General features: G+C 63.8%; 13 protein-coding genes and 1 tRNA gene. 4 read left to right on the forward strand and 10 right to left on the reverse strand.

The window, feature by feature from the left end:
• Positions 1–879 (reverse strand): amidase family protein (locus RBR29_RS02230; RefSeq protein ID WP_320346804.1); only part of this gene is annotated, 879 nt, incomplete at its 3' end.
• A gap of 137 nt (positions 880–1,016) precedes the next feature.
• On the opposite strand from RBR29_RS02230, the gene RBR29_RS02235 reads away from it, so the two are divergent.
• Positions 1,017–1,925 carry a LysR family transcriptional regulator gene (locus RBR29_RS02235; protein ID WP_320346806.1) on the forward strand — a complete coding sequence of 303 codons (909 nt, stop codon included), beginning with the start codon at positions 1,017–1,019 and terminating at the stop codon, positions 1,923–1,925.
• A gap of 14 nt (positions 1,926–1,939) precedes the next feature.
• Here RBR29_RS02235 and RBR29_RS02240 read toward each other — a convergent pair whose 3' ends face one another.
• On the reverse strand, positions 1,940–3,085 hold the full coding sequence (locus tag RBR29_RS02240; protein ID WP_320346808.1) for a hypothetical protein: 1,146 nt from the start codon (positions 3,083–3,085) through the stop codon (positions 1,940–1,942).
• Positions 3,086–3,332: 247 nt separating this feature from the next.
• Here RBR29_RS02240 and RBR29_RS02245 point away from each other — a divergent pair, with 247 nt between their 5' ends.
• From RBR29_RS02245 to RBR29_RS02255, 3 genes are all read left to right on the forward strand, one after another.
• Entirely contained in the window at positions 3,333–5,798 is a 2,466-nt protein-coding gene (locus RBR29_RS02245) for a ribonucleoside-diphosphate reductase subunit alpha (RefSeq protein ID WP_320346810.1), read from the forward strand.
• Between the two features lie 102 nt (positions 5,799–5,900).
• On the forward strand, positions 5,901–7,019 hold the full coding sequence (locus RBR29_RS02250) for a ribonucleotide-diphosphate reductase subunit beta (RefSeq protein ID WP_320346812.1): 1,119 nt from the start codon (positions 5,901–5,903) through the stop codon (positions 7,017–7,019).
• A 55-nt stretch (positions 7,020–7,074) separates the two neighbouring features.
• Complete coding sequence (locus RBR29_RS02255; protein WP_320346815.1) at positions 7,075–7,305, forward strand: glutaredoxin family protein; 231 nt, start codon at positions 7,075–7,077, stop codon at positions 7,303–7,305.
• A 58-nt stretch (positions 7,306–7,363) separates the two neighbouring features.
• Here RBR29_RS02255 and phnX read toward each other — a convergent pair whose 3' ends face one another.
• The 8 genes from phnX to ispB all read right to left on the reverse strand — a co-directional run bounded on the left by phnX (position 7,364) and on the right by ispB (position 16,019).
• Positions 7,364–8,200 (reverse strand): phosphonoacetaldehyde hydrolase, encoded by an 837-nt coding sequence (gene phnX / locus RBR29_RS02260; RefSeq protein ID WP_320346817.1) that lies wholly within the window; start codon positions 8,198–8,200, stop codon positions 7,364–7,366.
• 17 nt (positions 8,201–8,217) lie between these two features.
• Entirely contained in the window at positions 8,218–9,333 is a 1,116-nt protein-coding gene (locus tag RBR29_RS02265; protein ID WP_320346818.1) for a 2-aminoethylphosphonate--pyruvate transaminase, read from the reverse strand.
• 28 nt (positions 9,334–9,361) lie between these two features.
• On the reverse strand, positions 9,362–11,017 hold the full coding sequence (locus tag RBR29_RS02270; RefSeq protein ID WP_320346821.1) for a putative 2-aminoethylphosphonate ABC transporter permease subunit: 1,656 nt from the start codon (positions 11,015–11,017) through the stop codon (positions 9,362–9,364).
• A 62-nt stretch (positions 11,018–11,079) separates the two neighbouring features.
• Positions 11,080–12,174: a putative 2-aminoethylphosphonate ABC transporter ATP-binding protein gene (locus RBR29_RS02275; protein ID WP_320346823.1), complete on the reverse strand. Its 1,095-nt coding sequence runs from the start codon at positions 12,172–12,174 to the stop codon at positions 11,080–11,082.
• 8 nt (positions 12,175–12,182) lie between these two features.
• Positions 12,183–13,214 (reverse strand): putative 2-aminoethylphosphonate ABC transporter substrate-binding protein, encoded by a 1,032-nt coding sequence (locus RBR29_RS02280; protein WP_320346825.1) that lies wholly within the window; start codon positions 13,212–13,214, stop codon positions 12,183–12,185.
• Between the two features lie 102 nt (positions 13,215–13,316).
• Positions 13,317–14,762, reverse strand: coding sequence for an NAD-dependent succinate-semialdehyde dehydrogenase (locus RBR29_RS02285; protein ID WP_320346855.1), 1,446 nt, complete (start codon positions 14,760–14,762; stop codon positions 13,317–13,319).
• A 148-nt stretch (positions 14,763–14,910) separates the two neighbouring features.
• Positions 14,911–14,987 (reverse strand) — tRNA-Pro (locus RBR29_RS02290).
• A gap of 66 nt (positions 14,988–15,053) precedes the next feature.
• On the reverse strand, positions 15,054–16,019 hold the full coding sequence (gene ispB / locus RBR29_RS02295; RefSeq protein ID WP_320346827.1) for an octaprenyl diphosphate synthase: 966 nt from the start codon (positions 16,017–16,019) through the stop codon (positions 15,054–15,056).
• Positions 16,020–16,073: the final 54 nt, after the last annotated feature.

The raw sequence follows: 16,073 nt of genomic DNA on the forward strand, positions 1-16,073 counted from the left end.
CGGCAATTCTAGTCCGCGCACACCTGCGCCCAGGACTTGCAGACGCTGCATGGCTTGTTCATAGACCTGCGTCACGGCCGCATCCGCGTCGTCCAGGAAAAAAGCATCCACCCGTCCCAGCCGCAGACCGGACATGGCCTCCGGCGGCGCGATCGACGCGGGGACGCGGCCCAGGCTCTGTTCAATGGCCCGGAAAGCGAACACCAGATCCTCGACCGAGCGCGCCAGGATACCCGGCGAGTCCAGGCTAGGCGACAGGGGCACGATGCCAGCCTGCGGCCAACGACCGTGCGTCGGCTTCAGGCCCACCTGCCCGGTCACCGAGGCAGGGATCCGCACGGAACCCGCCGTATCAGTCCCCAGCGCCAGCACGGCAGACCCCTGCGCCAGCGACACTCCCGCACCGGAACTGGAACCGCCCGGAATGCGGTGCTCCTCGGTTTTCCAGGGATTGCGCGGCGTGCCCCAGTGGGCATTCGCGCCGATGCCGCCGAATGCGAATTCCACCGTATGGGTCTTGCCCATGACCGGAACCAACTGACGCTCCAGGCCGGCCACCAAAGGACCGGGCTGTTCCCAGTCCGGCCCCAGTGCGGCAATCGAACCGGCAAAGGTCGGCAGGCCACGTACGGCAAACAGATCCTTGATCGACACGGGCAGGCCCATGAGCGGGCCCAGGTCCACGCCATGCGCCAGCAGCTGGTCGGCCAGCACCGCCGTGTCGGCCGCCCCCTTGCCATCCCAGGTCTTGTAGGCCTGCAGCAATGGTTCGTGCCGCTGGTGGTTTTCCTCGCAACGGCGCACCAGGTCGGCCACAGACCATGAGCCCTGGCGCAAGCCGGCGCTCAACTGCTCAAGAGAAAGACGTGTCAGATCCATGAATGTGCCCCTGCCCACTGCGTGCCGCCGCCCCGACCCGGGCACCACCGGCCACTGTGTGTTTAATTTCGAATGGACTATATAAAGAAGTTTCTCCGCCTACAATTCCCAATTTGTTGAAACAGTTTTTACGAATCATGAAAGAAAACCTGACCATCGACGCCCTGCGGGTCTTCTGCGAGGCAGCACAGCACCAGAGCTTTTCCCAGGCCGCGCGAATGATCGGCAGTTCACCCGCTTACGTCACCAAGCAAATCAAGCTGCTGGAATCTGAACTGGACACGCTGCTTTTCCATCGCACCACGCGCCAGGTGACGCTCACCGAACAAGGCGAACAGGCCCACATCATGGCCCTGCAGGTCCTGCAGGACGTCGAGCAGCTGCATGACAGAATGGCCCAATTCAAGAGTGAACCCCGGGGCACGTTGAGGATCTCGACCAGTATGGGTTTTGGACGCCAGGTCGTGGCACCCGCCCTGGCCGGATTTTCCCTGCGCTATCCTGCCATCCAGATCAAGCTCGACATCCTCGACCAACTGGTCAACATGACCAAGGAACAATACGATCTGGACATCCGCATCGGGGACATGATCGATCCGAATTACATTGCCCGCCACCTGGCGGACAACCACCGCGTCCTGTGCGCCGCACCGTCCTATCTGGAACGGCACGGCCTGCCCCGCAAGCTGCAGGATCTTCCCCGCCACAATTGTCTGATCGTGCGCGAACGCGACCACCCGGTGGGCATCTGGGCCCTGTCGCGCAAGGACGTCACCACCAACGTCAAGGTGAACGGATCCCTGGTGACCAACAACGGCGAAATCGCCCTGGCCTGGGCCCTGGCGGGCCACGGCATCGTCCTGCGCTCGCTCTGGGATGCCCGACGGCACCTGGAAACAGGCGCACTCGTCCACATCCTGCCCAGCTATCGGCAGAACGCCGGCATCTGGGCCGTCTATCCGCAACGGCTGGACAATTCCGCCAAGGTCAAGGCCTGCATCGAGCACTTGCAGGCTTATTTTTCCCCCCGGCGATCAACCCCCTGAAACCGGCGGCAGCGCTACCAGTCCAGCGGCAGTGAAAGCCGTGCGCCCAGTCCATACGCCCCAGACGTCAGATTGCGGTTCGTTTCCAGACGTACCCGCAAATGCGGGCCGTAACGAAAACCGTGGATCAGGCCGACCCGTTCGTCCAAGCCGCCTTGTGCATCCAGCCGCCGTTCGAACATCCCGCTGAACGAACCCCAGCGGCCTGCGGCCAGATCCAGCTGCCATTGGTTGCCGGCCCAGTCACCGCCCGCCGCTCCGCCAACCGTGGCCAGATCAGCATAGCCGGCTCCTTGCCGCGCGTTCATCCAGGACAGCGTCCAGTCCGACGCCAGATTCAGGGTGTAGCCCAGCTGGCGACGCCAGCCTGCGGCCAACGCCTGGCGCGAACCAGACACGCCGAACCGCCAGGCGCCAAGATCGCCCGTGGCGTAGTCACCGCCCAAACCAAACGCAGTCAGGTCCTGCGCACTCTGCAGACGCGAGCCCAGAGTCAGATCGTGGTCCACGGCATAGCGCGTGCTCACGTCAAGCGCCATCGGTCCATACGCCAGATCGCCCGTGGCCGCCGCCCTGCCCGCCGCGCCGTCCAGGGCACCGGCTGCCACCGCATAATCCCATGAACCGGCGCGCAAGCGCCCGGCAGGCAGAAATCGCGACAGCCCCACCCCCGCCAGGCGGACCGGCCGCGCCCAGTCCGGCCCTCCCGTCGAAGTATTGCCCAGCGTCACGCGGTAGCCGGCAGAACTGCGGTAGCGCCAGTTTCGCGCCCCCAAAGACCAAGTGTTCAGTCCGCCGGAAGCCAGCGGTCCCAGTCCATCCGACACCCCAGGTCCGGCAGCCGCATCGGCGGCACTGCCGAACCAGCGCAACCGCGTCCCGTCCGGGCGGTAGCCGTATTCCGCCATGAACTCGTCCAGAAACAACGGGACCACACGCAGGCCAGGCGACGGGTCCGGTCCGGAAGCCTCGTCAGTGTCAGCATCGGGGGGGACCACAGCAGTCGGCGTATCGCGAGGCACGTCGGGCACGGCGTAGCGCTGGGGAGCAAGATCGAGGAGCGCCTCATCCGGATCGGACGCCTGCCAGGCCCGGGCCGGCACCAGGCCGGCGCCGCCCAGGAAGAGCAACAGGATCAATGGCCAAACGAGCCGATTCATGACGGGATGCGCAGAGGCTCCGGACCCTGGGGGCCGTGCGAAGTCCCCGGGGATTTACCGACCCGGATACGCGTGTGAAAACCCTCGAAGCGGTCCAGGGTACCACGATGTCCAAGGCATTCGAAACCTCGAATATGTTTCAGGAAAAGAAATTGCAACGTCGCTTGATCACACTATATATTGTGTTTATGATTTCCAACCACACTACATGTAGCAAACAAAGCCTGACCCCCAAGGACCGACGAACGTGATCAAGAACATCGTCAAGCGTGATGGACGCATCGAACCCTACATCCCCAGCAAGCTCAATGGCTGGGGCCGATGGGCCGCCGCCAATCTGGGCAACAAGGTCGACTGGAGCAGCATCGTACTGCAGGCCGTCAGCACCATGCCCGAGACGGTTTCTACCTCTGATCTGCAGGAAAAACTGATCCAGAACTGCCTGGACAAGGACACCTGGTCCTACTACCTGATGGCGGGGCGGCTCTATGCTTCCCATTTGCACAAGATCATCCACGGCCCCACCATCCCCAGCGTCAAAGCGCTGCATGACCGGATGGTGGCCGATGGGGTGATGGTGCGCATGAACTACACCGAGGCCGAATACGCCGAAATCGAGTCCTTCATCAATCACGAGCAGGACTACGATACCCCGCACTTCTCACTGCACTACATCCGTAAAAAATACAGTCTGCAGAACCGCGTCACCCGGCAGGAATACGAAACACAGCAGTTCGTCTACATGCGCATGGCCATGGCGCTGTCGGAAAACGAACCCGCCGAACGCCGGATCGATCTGGTGCGGCGGTTCTATACAGAATTTTCCGCCAAGCGGATCTCGGCGCCCACGCCCAATTACGTCAACCTGGGCACGAAACTGCGCGGCTTCGCCTCGTGCTGCCTGTACGTGGTGGACGACAACGAATCGTCCCTGGCCATCGGCGATCATATCGCCTACCGCATGACGGCCGCCTCGGCCGGGATCGGCAGCCACCTGATCACCCGCAGCAAGGGCGACCCGGTGCGCGGCGGGCTGATCCAGCACCAGGGCAAGCTGCCCTACCTGGCGTCTCTGGGCAAGGCAGTCCACGCCAACATGCAGGCCGGACGCGGCGGCGCCTGCACCACCTACTATTCCGGCTTCGACCCCGAAGCCGAGGTCATCGCGTACCTGCGCAATCCGCGCAGCACCGAAGACCGCAAGAACCGCGACCTGCACTACGCCCTGGTCACCAACAAGCTCTTCGCCGAAAAAGTCGCCCGCAACGAGGAAGCTTTTTCATTCAACGTGCGCACCGCCCCGGAACTCACCCGGCTGTTCTTCGGCCCGGATTCGGCTGCCTTCAAGCGCGAATACGACCGCCTGGAACACGACCCGTCCTTCAAGAAGGAATATTTCAAACCCCGCGACCTGATCCTGACGTCGCTGAACGAGGCGCTGGAGACCGGCGTGGCCTACCTGGCCAACATCGACGAGATGAATCGCCACACGCCCTTCAAAGAACCTATCCATTCCAGCAACCTGTGCCTGGAAATCAGCGAACCCAATCGCCCCTACCAGGAAATGCAGGACCTGTATTCCGACCAGGAAGTGGGCTTCATCACGGTCGAACTGGCAGACGGCACGACACAGACGTTCAATTTCAACGCTCCCCTGACCGTCGCGGTCACCGATTCCACCCTGCCGCGCGTCATCTTCGCCGGTGAGCTCAAGGCAGGCGATGACATCCTGTCCGATGAGCCGGGCCAGGGCGGCCGGGTGGCCCGCGTGGTCGAGGTCCACGAAGAACCTGAAATCGCCCTGTGTTCCCTGGGCGCCATCGCCTACGACGCCATCGCCGAGGATGACGACGAAACCTACCAGGAAGCGATGTACCTGACGTTGAAGATGATCGACTACTGCATCCTCAACTCGCACTACGTGCTGCCCCACGTGGCCGTGACGGCCAAGGCCCGCATGAACGCCGGCGTGGGCCTGATGGGCGTGGCCACCCACATGGCCCGCAAGGGCCTGCGCTACGATACCGAGGCCGGCCGCGAGGAACTGCACCGCATCGCCGAACGCCACATGTACCACGCCATCCGGGCCTCGCTGCGCATCAGCAAGGAACGCGGCGTCGCGCCCTGGATGCACAAGACCCGCTGGCCCGACGGCTGGCTGCCGCTGGACACCTACAACCGCAATGTCGACGAACTGGGCGACTTCCACAATCGCTACGACTGGGAAGCCCTGCGCACCGAGATCATGCAGAACGGCGGCATCGGCCATTCCTGCCTGGTCGCGTACATGCCCGGCGAATCGTCTTCCAAGGCGCTGGGCAAGCCCAATTCAATCTACCCCGTGCGCGACATCACGCTGAACAAGACCGACGGCTCGGTCACGATCCGCTGGGCCGCGCCCGACAGCGACAATCCGGCCTACGTCTATCAATCGGCCTGGGATATCTCCGAGGTCGACATGATCAAGGCCTATGCCGTGTTCCAGAAGTTCACCGACCAGGCGATTTCCGCCGATCTGTGGCGCCGGATCAAGGATGACGACAAGGTCTCCAGCCGCGAACTGCTGACCCATTACTTCACCATGGTGAAGTACGGCATGAAGACCCGCTACTACTACAACTCGAACGTGGCGTCGGACAAGACGCTGGATAACGCCGGCAGCATCCACGATGCCGTGGAAGACAAGATCGTCTGCGAAAGCTGCACGATGTAGGCACCGCCCAACATCCCCCGGGCCGCACGGCCCGCACTCGACCCACCTGGCCCCGGACGCGCATCCCGGGGCCCCTGACCGCCCGATCGGCATGACCTGACCATGACACAAGCCGCCCTGCCCACCAAGATCTTCAATACCGAAAAGTCCGACTACGCCTTCCCGGAAATCATCCTGGGCCAGGATCTCGGCCTGTTCGACACGATCAACAAGTACTACCCCGAGATCTGGAAGCTCTACAAGACCCTGAAGAACCAGGACTGGGACGAAAACGAGTTCGACTATTCCACCTGCAACGTGCAGTTCAAGACCTGCGACCGCCATACCTACGACATGATGGTCAAGACCCTGGCATGGCAATGGGAAGCCGACAGCGTCGCGTCGCGTTCCATCGCCGCCGTGCTGGCCCCGGTCTGCACCAGCAGCGAAGCCTGGTCCGGCTGGGTGGAAATCACCAAGAACGAAATCGTCCACGCCGCCACCTATTCCGAAATCGTCCGCAACAGCTTCGACAACCCGGACGACATTCTCAACGAGATCCTGTCGGTCAAAGAGGCCATGAGCCGCCTGCGCGTCGTCAGCGAGGTCTTCAACCAGGCATTCGAGGTCAGCTACGACTACGCCCGGGGACAGCGCGAAAACAACCAGGAAACCTACAACACCATTTACCTGTTCATCGTCGCCATGCTGTGCATGGAACGCATCCAGTTCCTGGCCTCGTTCGCGGTGACGTTCGGCATCTGCGACGGCACAGGCCTGTTCCAGCCCATCGGCAAGGCCGTCCAGAAAATCGCCCAGGATGAATTCGAGGTTCACGTCCAGTACGGCAAGGAAATCCTGCGCGCCATGTTCAAGACCGAACGCGGGCGCACTGCCTTTGAGCAATGCCGGGACAGGATCGTCCAGATCCTCAATGAAGTGACCGCCAGCGAAATCGAGTGGACAAACTACGCCTTCTCCGAAGGCCGCGAACTGACCGGCGTGACCTGCCAGATGATGAAGGACTGGGTCCACTTCAGCGCCACCGACGTGGCCCGCTTCTTCAGCATCGAGAACCTGGTGTCCTTTCCGATCATCACCGAGAACCCCCTGAAATACATGGAAAGCTGGCTCAACATGAGCAAGGTCCAGGCATCCAACCAGGAAGAGGACACCGCCCAGTACAAAGTCGGCGTGATGAAACGCGACGACGAGGACGAAGTGTTCGACGTGGATTTCTGAACCCGCGCCAGCCGCTCCCGATCAATCCCCCCCGCCCCACCAGAAAGGATCCGCTATGTCTATCACCGTCTATTCGAAGCCCAACTGCCCGCAATGTGAACTCACCAAGCGTGACATGGACATCCTGGGCATCGAGTATGAAACCGTGGACCTGACGCAACGCCAGGACCAGCTGGAACGCCTGATCGGCCTGGGTCATCGCAGCGCGCCCGTGGTCGAGACCGAACGCGAGACCTGGTCGGGCTACGACCAGGAAAAGATCAAGGGGCTGGTGTCGTACGCTTGAGCGACCGGCCCCACCGCGCACCACATGGCCCCGTCCCCAAGGACGGGGTTTGTGTTTTTCAAGGCCGTTCGCCGCAGCCCCGCCGCACTTCGATGCGCTCCAGCGCGGCCGGCAGGTCGATCACGGTGCGGATCACTTCGTGCGCGCCGGCCGCGCGCAGTTTGTCCTCGGCCGGACGACAGCGGGCATCCCGCTCGTCCGGCGTCAACGCGCACCACTCCTCCCAGCTCAGGCCAACCTCGTTGCCGGAGGCCGACAGGCCCACCGTCCACATACCGGCGGCCAGGCCCTCGGCAATGCCCGGCACCGTGTCGTCCACCTTGACGCAGGCGGCCACGTCGCGGCTGCCCAGTTCGAGCATATTGGCCAAGGCCATCCAGGGACCAGGCCGGCCGCCAGCCTTCAGATCATCCGAAGCAATCACGCAATCCGGCACATAGCCGGCCTGCGCGGCCAGCGGCACCAGCGCATCCATCACCACCCGCGGATAGCCGGAGCACGAGCCGATGCGCATGCCGCGTCTGCGCAAGATTTCCACGACCTGCAACGCCCCGGGGATCAGGGTCGAATAGTGGCCGACGCGCGCCACCTGCAGCGGCATGAAGGTCTGGTAGACCGTATCCACGTCCTCGCGGCTCATGTCGCGCCCATGACGTTCGCGCCAGCGCGCGGCGACCGCCGGCATCCGGCCCAAAGCCTGGATGTGATCCCATTTGGCCAGCCCCATGGGACCGCGCGCCTCGTCGAGGCTGATCGCTACGCCCGCTTCGGCGAACGCGTCGACCAGGACCTGAGTCGGGGCAAAGGAGCCGAAATCGACGATGGTGCCGGCCCAATCGAAAATCACGGTATCAAGAGCGCCGGCAGGCCGACGAGTCAAAGCAGAATCATCCATGGCAAGTCTCGTCGTCATCATGGCTGGACAGGTTCTTCCAGCCAGACCAGCGCATCCAGCGCAGCCCGGATGGCATCGACCGCCTGTCTGATTTCGGTTTCATCGATCGCGCCGATGCAGCCGACCCGGAACGTCTCAACCTGGGTCAGCTTGCCTGGGTACAGGATAAAGCCCCGGGATCGCACGGCGGCATAGAAACGATGGAAATCATAGTCCGGATGCTCCGGCGCGTGCCAAGTGACAATGATGGGCGCCTGGCGTTCAGCCGGTAAAAAACGTCGCAGCCCCAGGCCCTCCAGCCCTTCGCACAACAGGCGGCAATTGGCCTCGTAACGGGCCAGGCGGGCAGGCTGCCCACCTTCGGCAAAATATTGGTCCAGTGCGGCCCCGCAGGCAGCAACCACATGGGTCGGCGGCGTAAAGCGCCATTGCCCGGTTGACCGCAGGTACCGGTACTGGTCAAGCAAATCCAGCGCCAGAGAATGGCAGTGGCCCTCGGCCTCTTCCAGGGCCTCGACCCGGGCGATCACGAAGCCCATGCCGGGCACGCCTTCCAGGCATTTGTTGCTGGAGGCGATCAGCGCGTCATAGGGCACTGCACCCGCATCCAGCGGCAGGGCGCCAAAGGCGCTCATGGCATCCACAATCAGTCGCCGGCCGGCGCGGGCCGTGACCGCCGCGATTTCAGCAACCGGGTTGAGGATGCCGGTGCTGGTTTCACACTGGATCACGCCGACATGGGTAATGCCGGGATCAGACCGCAGCAGCACTTCGACAGCAGCGGGATCGGGCGCAACGCCATCGGGGGTCTCCAGGACAGCCACACGGCGACCGATGGCGCCCGCAATCCGTGCCATGCGTTTGCCGTAGGCGCCGTTGACCAGCACCAGCAGCTTGCCGCCGCGCGGCACCAGGGACCCCACCGCCGCCTCGACCGCGAACGTGCCGGAACCCTGCAGGGGTATGCAGGCATAGCGGTCATCGGTGCCTGCGATCCGCAACAATTGCCGACAGACCCGGGCCGTCAAGGCATTGAAAGCGCCGTCCCAGGACCCCCAATCATTCAACATGGCGGTCTTGGTGGCCAGGCTGGTCGTCAGCGGGCCGGGGGTCAGCAGAATGGGTTCTCTCATGAAAAGGATACTCCATCGGAAGATTGGATCAGGCGTGCCGCCAGCGCTGAGTACGATGCACCAGCCAGCGCGACAGCAGGGCGAACAGCAGGCAAACGAATGCCGAAGTCGCCACGATCAGCGTCGCCATCGCGGCGGCGGCCGCCGTGTCGCCGGCATCGTCCATGTTGAGAACGGCCACCGAGGCCAGGACTGTGTCCGGGGTATAGAGAAAGACCACGGCGGATACGGTGGTCATGGCGGACACGAACAGGAAGCGGGCGATCTCCAGGATCGCCGGCAGGCACACTGGTACCGTGACGCGCCGCAACGTGGTCCAGAACGGCACTTTCAGGGACGCCGCCACGGCCTCGAATTCCCGATCCATCTGCCGCAACGCCGTGGTCGCGGTCAGGTGCGCCGTGGTGTAGTAATGCACGATCGTGCACAGCGCCAGCAAGGCCATCGTGCCGTACAGCGGCAGCCAGCGGTTGCCATTGAAAAAAAACACATAACCCAGGCCCAAGACCAGCCCGGGCACCGCCATGGGCAGCATGGCCAGCAGCCGGATCAGTATCCGCACCGCCCCGGCCCCAGTCAGTTTTTCCTGCAGCCACGCGCCCAGAAACACCAGCACGGTCCCCGCCGTCATGGTCAGCACGGCCAGCCGCAGACTGTTCCACCAGGCCAGCCAGCCGCCGCCGTCCATGTCGTCGAAATTGAAATGAACGAACGTCAGGTCCAGCCGATACGGCCACAACCGGATGAAGGCGGCGGCCACCGCCATACCCAGGATCAGCACCAGACAAGCCCCGACCAGCGAGCAGCACAGCAGGCCGGCACCGCCGGCCCAGCGCGACCCCGAAGGTTGCAGCGGGCGAGCCCGAGCCGTCAGCAGCGCCTGCTGCCGTTGCTGCAGACGATGATCGACGACGAAGCTGAACACGGCCGGCAACAACAGAAGCAGGCCGATCACCGCGCCCCGGGCGAAATTCTGCTGACCCACCACCTGCTTGTAGGCCTCGACCGCCAGTACGGAATACTGGCCGCCGATCACCTTGGGCACCCCGAAATCGGTGATTGTCAACGTGAACACGACCAGGGCCGAGGACACCAGGCCGTGGCGCACCGAAGGCAGGGTCACCGTGAACCAGCGCCGCAGCGGCCCCGCACCCAGGGCATTGGCGGCTTCGTAGAGGCGCCCATCGGCCAAGGACAGGGCGGTGAGCAGAATCATCAGTGCATGCGGAAATGTGTAGAACACTTCGCCCATGACGATGCCGGGCAGACCATAGATCCCCCCCTCCGGGAACCAGCCTTTGAGCACGCCCTGGTTGCCAAATAGATAGACCAGGGAAATCCCCGGCAGCAGAGAAGGCGCCAGCAGCGGAATCAGCGCCAGAAGCCGGAACAGCGGCTTTCCAGGCATCCGGGTGCGGGTCAACGATGCAGCGAAGCCGAAGGCGAGCGGGATCGTGATGACCGTCGTCGTCGCCGCAGCCGCAATGCTATTGCCCACCAGGGTCAGGAAACCAGGCGACGCAGTGATCGCTGTGAAATGCGCCAGGCCGGCATAGCCCCCGTCGGGGCCGGCCAACGCCTGGCCCAGAATGGCCACCAGGGGCAACCCCAGGAACACCAGCAACAGCGCGACGACACCCCAGGCCAATCCTCCCGCCAGGCGCTGCGCGGAATCCTGCGGCAAGGCGGCAGACGCGCCGGCGCTACACCTGCCGCCCACCATCCATCGCAAGGCCCGCACACCGTTCACACCATCTCCGCCGTAAACATGCGCAACCGGTCCGCCGGCAGGGTCACGGGCACGAGTTGGCCCGGCGCGAGCCGCAGCCGCGCCAGCTCATCCTGAGAGACATCGGCCAGCAACGGCAGATCGCCCCACAACGGCACTGTCAGACTGATGCGGCAGAAACCGCCCAGATGCTCGATCTTGACCGGCCGAGCCAGGGCGGAGTTGGGCCCGCCGAGCCAGACCGGATGCAGGCGCACGTCCTCGGGCCGCAGAAAGACCCGCCCTGTACTTCCCGGTTCGGGCAGCGTCTGCGCCACGGACAGCGTGACGCGATCCACCGCGATCTCACCGTGGCGGCGCACCGTCGCCTCGAACCAGTTGGCTCGGCCGATGAAATCCGCAACAAAGGCAGTGCGAGGCTGACCGTAGATCTCGCTGGGCGTGCCGATCTGCTCGACCTGGCCTCGGCTCATCACCACCACCCGGTCCGCCATGGCAAGCGCCTCCTCCTGATCATGGGTCACCATGACCGTCGTCACTCCCAGGCGCGTCTGCAGATCCTTGATCTCGCGGCGCAGGTGTTCACGCACGCGGGCGTCCAGGGCCGACAGCGGCTCATCGAGCAGCAGCAGCCCCGGGTTGGTCGCCAGAGCGCGGGCCAAGGCCACTCGCTGCTGCTGTCCGCCGGACAATTGGGCGGGAAACTTGCGCTCGGCACCGTTCAGACCGACCAGCGCCAGCAGATCGCCGACCCGCCGCATCTTGTCCTCGCGGCGGCCCCGCAATCCATAGGCAATGTTGTCGGCCACGGACAGATTGGGAAACAGCGCGTAGTTCTGGAACACGATGCCATAGTCACGTCGCATGGGCGGCAGCTGCGTCACGTCGCGTCCGCGCATCAGGATGCGCCCGCCGCTGACCGCCTCGAGTCCCGCGATCAGGCGCAGCAGGGTCGTCTTGCCGCAACCTGAAGGCCCCAGCAGGCAGACGAACTCACCCGGCGCCACCGTCAGGTCCACCTGCGACAGCGCTGTGAACTCGCCATAACGCTTGTGCAGGCCGGCCAAGGCCAAGGCCGGCTCCCGGGACACGTCGGAGCGCGGCGTCTCCATGGTCCTGCTCACTGCTTTGGTTGCGGCTCGGACTTGCCATCGTAACGCTTCGTCCACTCGGCCAGAATCGCGTCCCGATTAGCCGCTGACCAGCGCAGATCCTGCTTGATCAGCCGCGACTCATAGTCCGATGGAATGTGGGGGTCAGGCTTGGCCACGCCTGGATAAGCGACGACCGCAAAGTTTTTCGCGTACAGTTCGTTGGCACTGCGGGATGCCGCCCAGTCGGCCAGTTTGCGCGCCGCCTCCAGATGTTTCGTCCCCTTCATGATGGCCGTGGCCTCCACATCCCAGCCCAAGCCTTCTTCAGGAAACACCAGATCGATCGGCGCTCCTTCCGCCTTGCTCTTGGCGGCGCGGTATTCGAAGGAAATGCCGATGGGGAATTCGCCAGTGGCCGCCTGCTTGCAGGGTTTGGAGCCGGAATGCGTGTACTGGGCAATATTGCGGTGCAAGGCGTCCATATAGGCCCAACCGCCCTGCTCGCCAAACAGCGTCAGCCAGGCCGTGACGTCAAAATAACCAGTGCCACTGGAAGCGGGATTGGGCATAACGATCCGCCCCTGGTATTCCGGTCGGGTCAGATCCTTCCAGGTTGCGGGCTTCTTCAGGCCCAGTTTTTCCGCCTCGACTGTGTTGAAGCAGACCGTCGCGCCCCACACGTCCATGCCCACCCAGGCGGGCGGATTCGCGTCATCGACGTAGGTCTTGTCCAGCTTGTCCACGCCCTGCGGCGCATAGGGCTGGAGCATGCCTTCCTGATCCAGCACCAGCAGGGACGAAGCGGCCACCCCCAGCACCACGTCGGCCTGAGGCGCGGCCTTTTCTGCCAGCAGTTTGGCCGTGATGATACCGGTGGAATCCCGTACCCACTTGATCCGGATGCCGGGCACATCCGCCTCGAACTGCCGCTGGTAGGCCTTCAGTTGATCCGCTTCCAGCGCAGTGTAGACAGTGAGCGTGGTGTCGGCGGCCCAGGCCTGCGCGGCACACAGAACGGCAATGCCGGCGAAAAAACGGGACAAGGTCTGTGTCTGCATGAAAATCCTTCTCTCTCGTCAGACTCATTAGCGAGCGAGAAGGATTCTAGGGACTGAATGTGACCAGCGTATGAAGGTTCGGGGCCGCCCGCCCCTGGAGCATCAAATCCCCACCGCCGACACCGCCTTGGTGTTCAGATAGGCTTCCAGCGCCTCGGGGCCGCCTTCCGTGCCGTAGCCGGAATCCTTGATGCCGCCGAACGGCAGTTCGGCCGAAGGCGTGGCGGGCTGGTTGATCCACAGCATGCCCGCCTGAACCCGGCTCATCAGTTGCTGCGCATTGCGCAGTGAGCGGGTGAAGGCATAGGCGGACAAGCCATAGGGCAGGCGGTTGGCCTCGGCGATGGCTTCGTCCAGACGATCGAAGGCGCGAATGCCCGCCACCGGACCGAAGGGTTCGTTGTTGAACAGGTCCGCCTCGGTCGTCAGCCCGGCGATGAGGGTCGGCGCAAAGAAATTGCCCGTATCGCCCACGCGTGCGCCCCCCGTCAGGACCTCGGCGCCGCGCTGACGGGCATCCTGGACCACCTGTTCCATGGCCGCAACGCGGCGCGCATTGGCCAGCGGCCCCAGGGTGGTGCCCTCGGCCAGGCCATCACCCAGTTTCAGGGACTCGGCACGGGCCACGAAAGCGCGCGTGAAGGCATCGATCAGGCTGCTGTGCACCAGGAAACGTGTCGGCGAAATACACACTTGACCGGCGTTGCGGAACTTGCCAGCGGCGGAGATCTTGACCGCCAGTTCGACGTCAGCGTCCTCGGCGACGATCACAGGCGCATGACCGCCCAGTTCCATGGAAACCCGCTTCATGTGGGCACCCGCCAGTGCGGCCAGCTGCTTGCCGACCGCCGTCGAGCCGGTGAACGTGACCTTGCGGATCACAGGATGCGGGATCAGATGGCCGGAGATTTCTGCAGGATTCCCATAGACCAGGCCCACCACCCCAGGCGGCAGGCCAGCATCCACGAACGTCTGCAGCAACGCGGCCGGCGCAGCCGGGGTTTCTTCCGCTGCCTTGCACAGAAAGGAACAACCAGTCGCCAGCGCGGCACCCAGCTTGCGCACCACCTGATTGACAGGGAAATTCCAGGGCGTGAAGGCCGCCACCGGCCCCACGGGCTCTTTGATCACCAGTTGCAGGGCGGACGCATTGCGCGACGGCACGATACGGCCATACACACGCAAGCCCTCGTCGGCAAACCATTCGATGATCGTGGCGCCGGCCAGGGTCTCGGCCCGGGCTTCGGCCAGCGGCTTGCCCTGCTCGCGCGTCAACAGGCGGGCGATGTCCTCTGCGCGCTCGCGCAGCAAGGCCGCTGCGCGGCGCATCACGGCGGCGCGCTCATGCGCCGGCGTATCGCGCCAGACTTCGAATCCCCGCTGGGCAGCGGCCAGCGCACGGTCCAGGTCGGGAATCCCGGCATGGGCCACCCGGCCGATCACCTGGCCATCGGCCGGGTTGAGCACGTCCAGCGTGCGGCCATCCGCCGCATCGACCCATTGATTGTCGATCAGGAGCCGGGTATCGGGATAGGTCATCATCGTCATCGAGGAAGTCGTCATGGTTCGGAGCCGGAGGGTTGAGGAAAAATCGGGCAAACCGCCATCTGATTCAATGCCCATCCCCGATTATGCGGCAACCGCACCCAAAACAAAAAACGCACGGCTTGTTGACCGTGCGTTTTTGCGGAATGAATGGTCGGGGTGACATGATTCGAACATGCGACTCCTACGTCCCGAACGTAGTACTCTACCAGGCTGAGCTACACCCCGACGGTGCTGCTTGCGGCGGATATCCGGGCCGTAAATCACCAGGCCAGGTCCCCCGACGGGAAAATTTCAACGGTCGCGCTCGACCGCGAAAGCACAGAATTTTAGCAGACTTTCTCGATAAACGGAATCCGGCAAGGCGGACAGGGCCTCGCGGGCCAGATCGGCCTCGGCACGGGCCGCCTGACGCGTGTAATCCAGCGCATCGGTGGCATGGATGGCGTGCGCCACGGCCTCGAAATCCGCATCGCCGGTCTCGATGGCATTGCGAATCAGCGCCCGCTGTTCGGGCGTGCCGGTTTCCAGCACCCGGATCAACGGCAGGGTGGGTTTGCCCTCGCGCAGATCGTCACCCACATTCTTGCCCAGGGCCTGGACGTCGCCGCTGTAGTCCAGCACGTCGTCGATCAGTTGAAAAGCCGTGCCGATATGCCGGCCATAGGCGGCTGCGGCGGTTTCCTGCGCGGGCGAAGCGCCGGCAATGATGGCCCCCACCTGGGCGGCGGCCTCGAACAGTTTGGCGGTCTTGTAGCGCACCACCTGCAGATAGCGATCCAGGGACACGTCCGGATCATGGACGTTCAGCAGTTGCAGGACCTCGCCTTCGGCAATGATGGTGGTGGCCGCCGACAGCACGGCCATCGCGGCCATAGAGCCGGATTCGACCATCATCTCGAACGAACGCGAATACAGATAGTCGCCCACCAGGACACTGGCCGCATTGCCGAACACGGCATTGGCCGTCTCGCGGCCGCGGCGCATATCCGATTCGTCCACCACATCATCGTGCAGCAAAGTGGCCGTGTGGATGAATTCCACCACGGCGGCCAGGCGATGATGATTGTCACCCTGATAGCCCAACGCCCCCGCCACCAGCAGCAACATGGCCGGGCGCATGCGCTTGCCGCCACCACCAACGATGTAATCACCGATGGTGCGGATCAGGACGACTTCGGAATCCAGGCGGGCGCGGATGACAGCGTCGAGCGCGCGCATATCGGACACGATGGGGGCGAACAGTTCTGAGGAATTCAAGGCGGACCCGAATGCTGATGGGCAGCCGCCGCAGGCGACCGCAAAGACCCAGAT

The organism is Castellaniella sp. (assembly GCF_034007085.1).
GTDB lineage: Bacteria > Pseudomonadota > Gammaproteobacteria > Burkholderiales > Burkholderiaceae_B > Castellaniella.

Excerpts from the sequence above, each read along its gene's own strand:
- RBR29_RS02235 (WP_320346806.1), top strand. The coding sequence starts at position 1,017 with ATGAAAGAAAACCTGACCATCGACGCCCTGCGGGTCTTCTGCGAGGCA.
- RBR29_RS02240 (WP_320346808.1), bottom strand. The coding sequence starts at position 3,085 with ATGAATCGGCTCGTTTGGCCATTGATCCTGTTGCTCTTCCTGGGCGGC.
- RBR29_RS02250 (WP_320346812.1), top strand. The coding sequence starts at position 5,901 with ATGACACAAGCCGCCCTGCCCACCAAGATCTTCAATACCGAAAAGTCC.
- RBR29_RS02255 (WP_320346815.1), top strand. The coding sequence starts at position 7,075 with ATGTCTATCACCGTCTATTCGAAGCCCAACTGCCCGCAATGTGAACTC.
- phnX (WP_320346817.1), bottom strand. The coding sequence starts at position 8,200 with ATGGATGATTCTGCTTTGACTCGTCGGCCTGCCGGCGCTCTTGATACC.
- RBR29_RS02265 (WP_320346818.1), bottom strand. The coding sequence starts at position 9,333 with ATGAGAGAACCCATTCTGCTGACCCCCGGCCCGCTGACGACCAGCCTG.
- RBR29_RS02275 (WP_320346823.1), bottom strand. The coding sequence starts at position 12,174 with ATGGAGACGCCGCGCTCCGACGTGTCCCGGGAGCCGGCCTTGGCCTTG.
- RBR29_RS02280 (WP_320346825.1), bottom strand. The coding sequence starts at position 13,214 with ATGCAGACACAGACCTTGTCCCGTTTTTTCGCCGGCATTGCCGTTCTG.
- RBR29_RS02285 (WP_320346855.1), bottom strand. The coding sequence starts at position 14,762 with ATGACGATGATGACCTATCCCGATACCCGGCTCCTGATCGACAATCAA.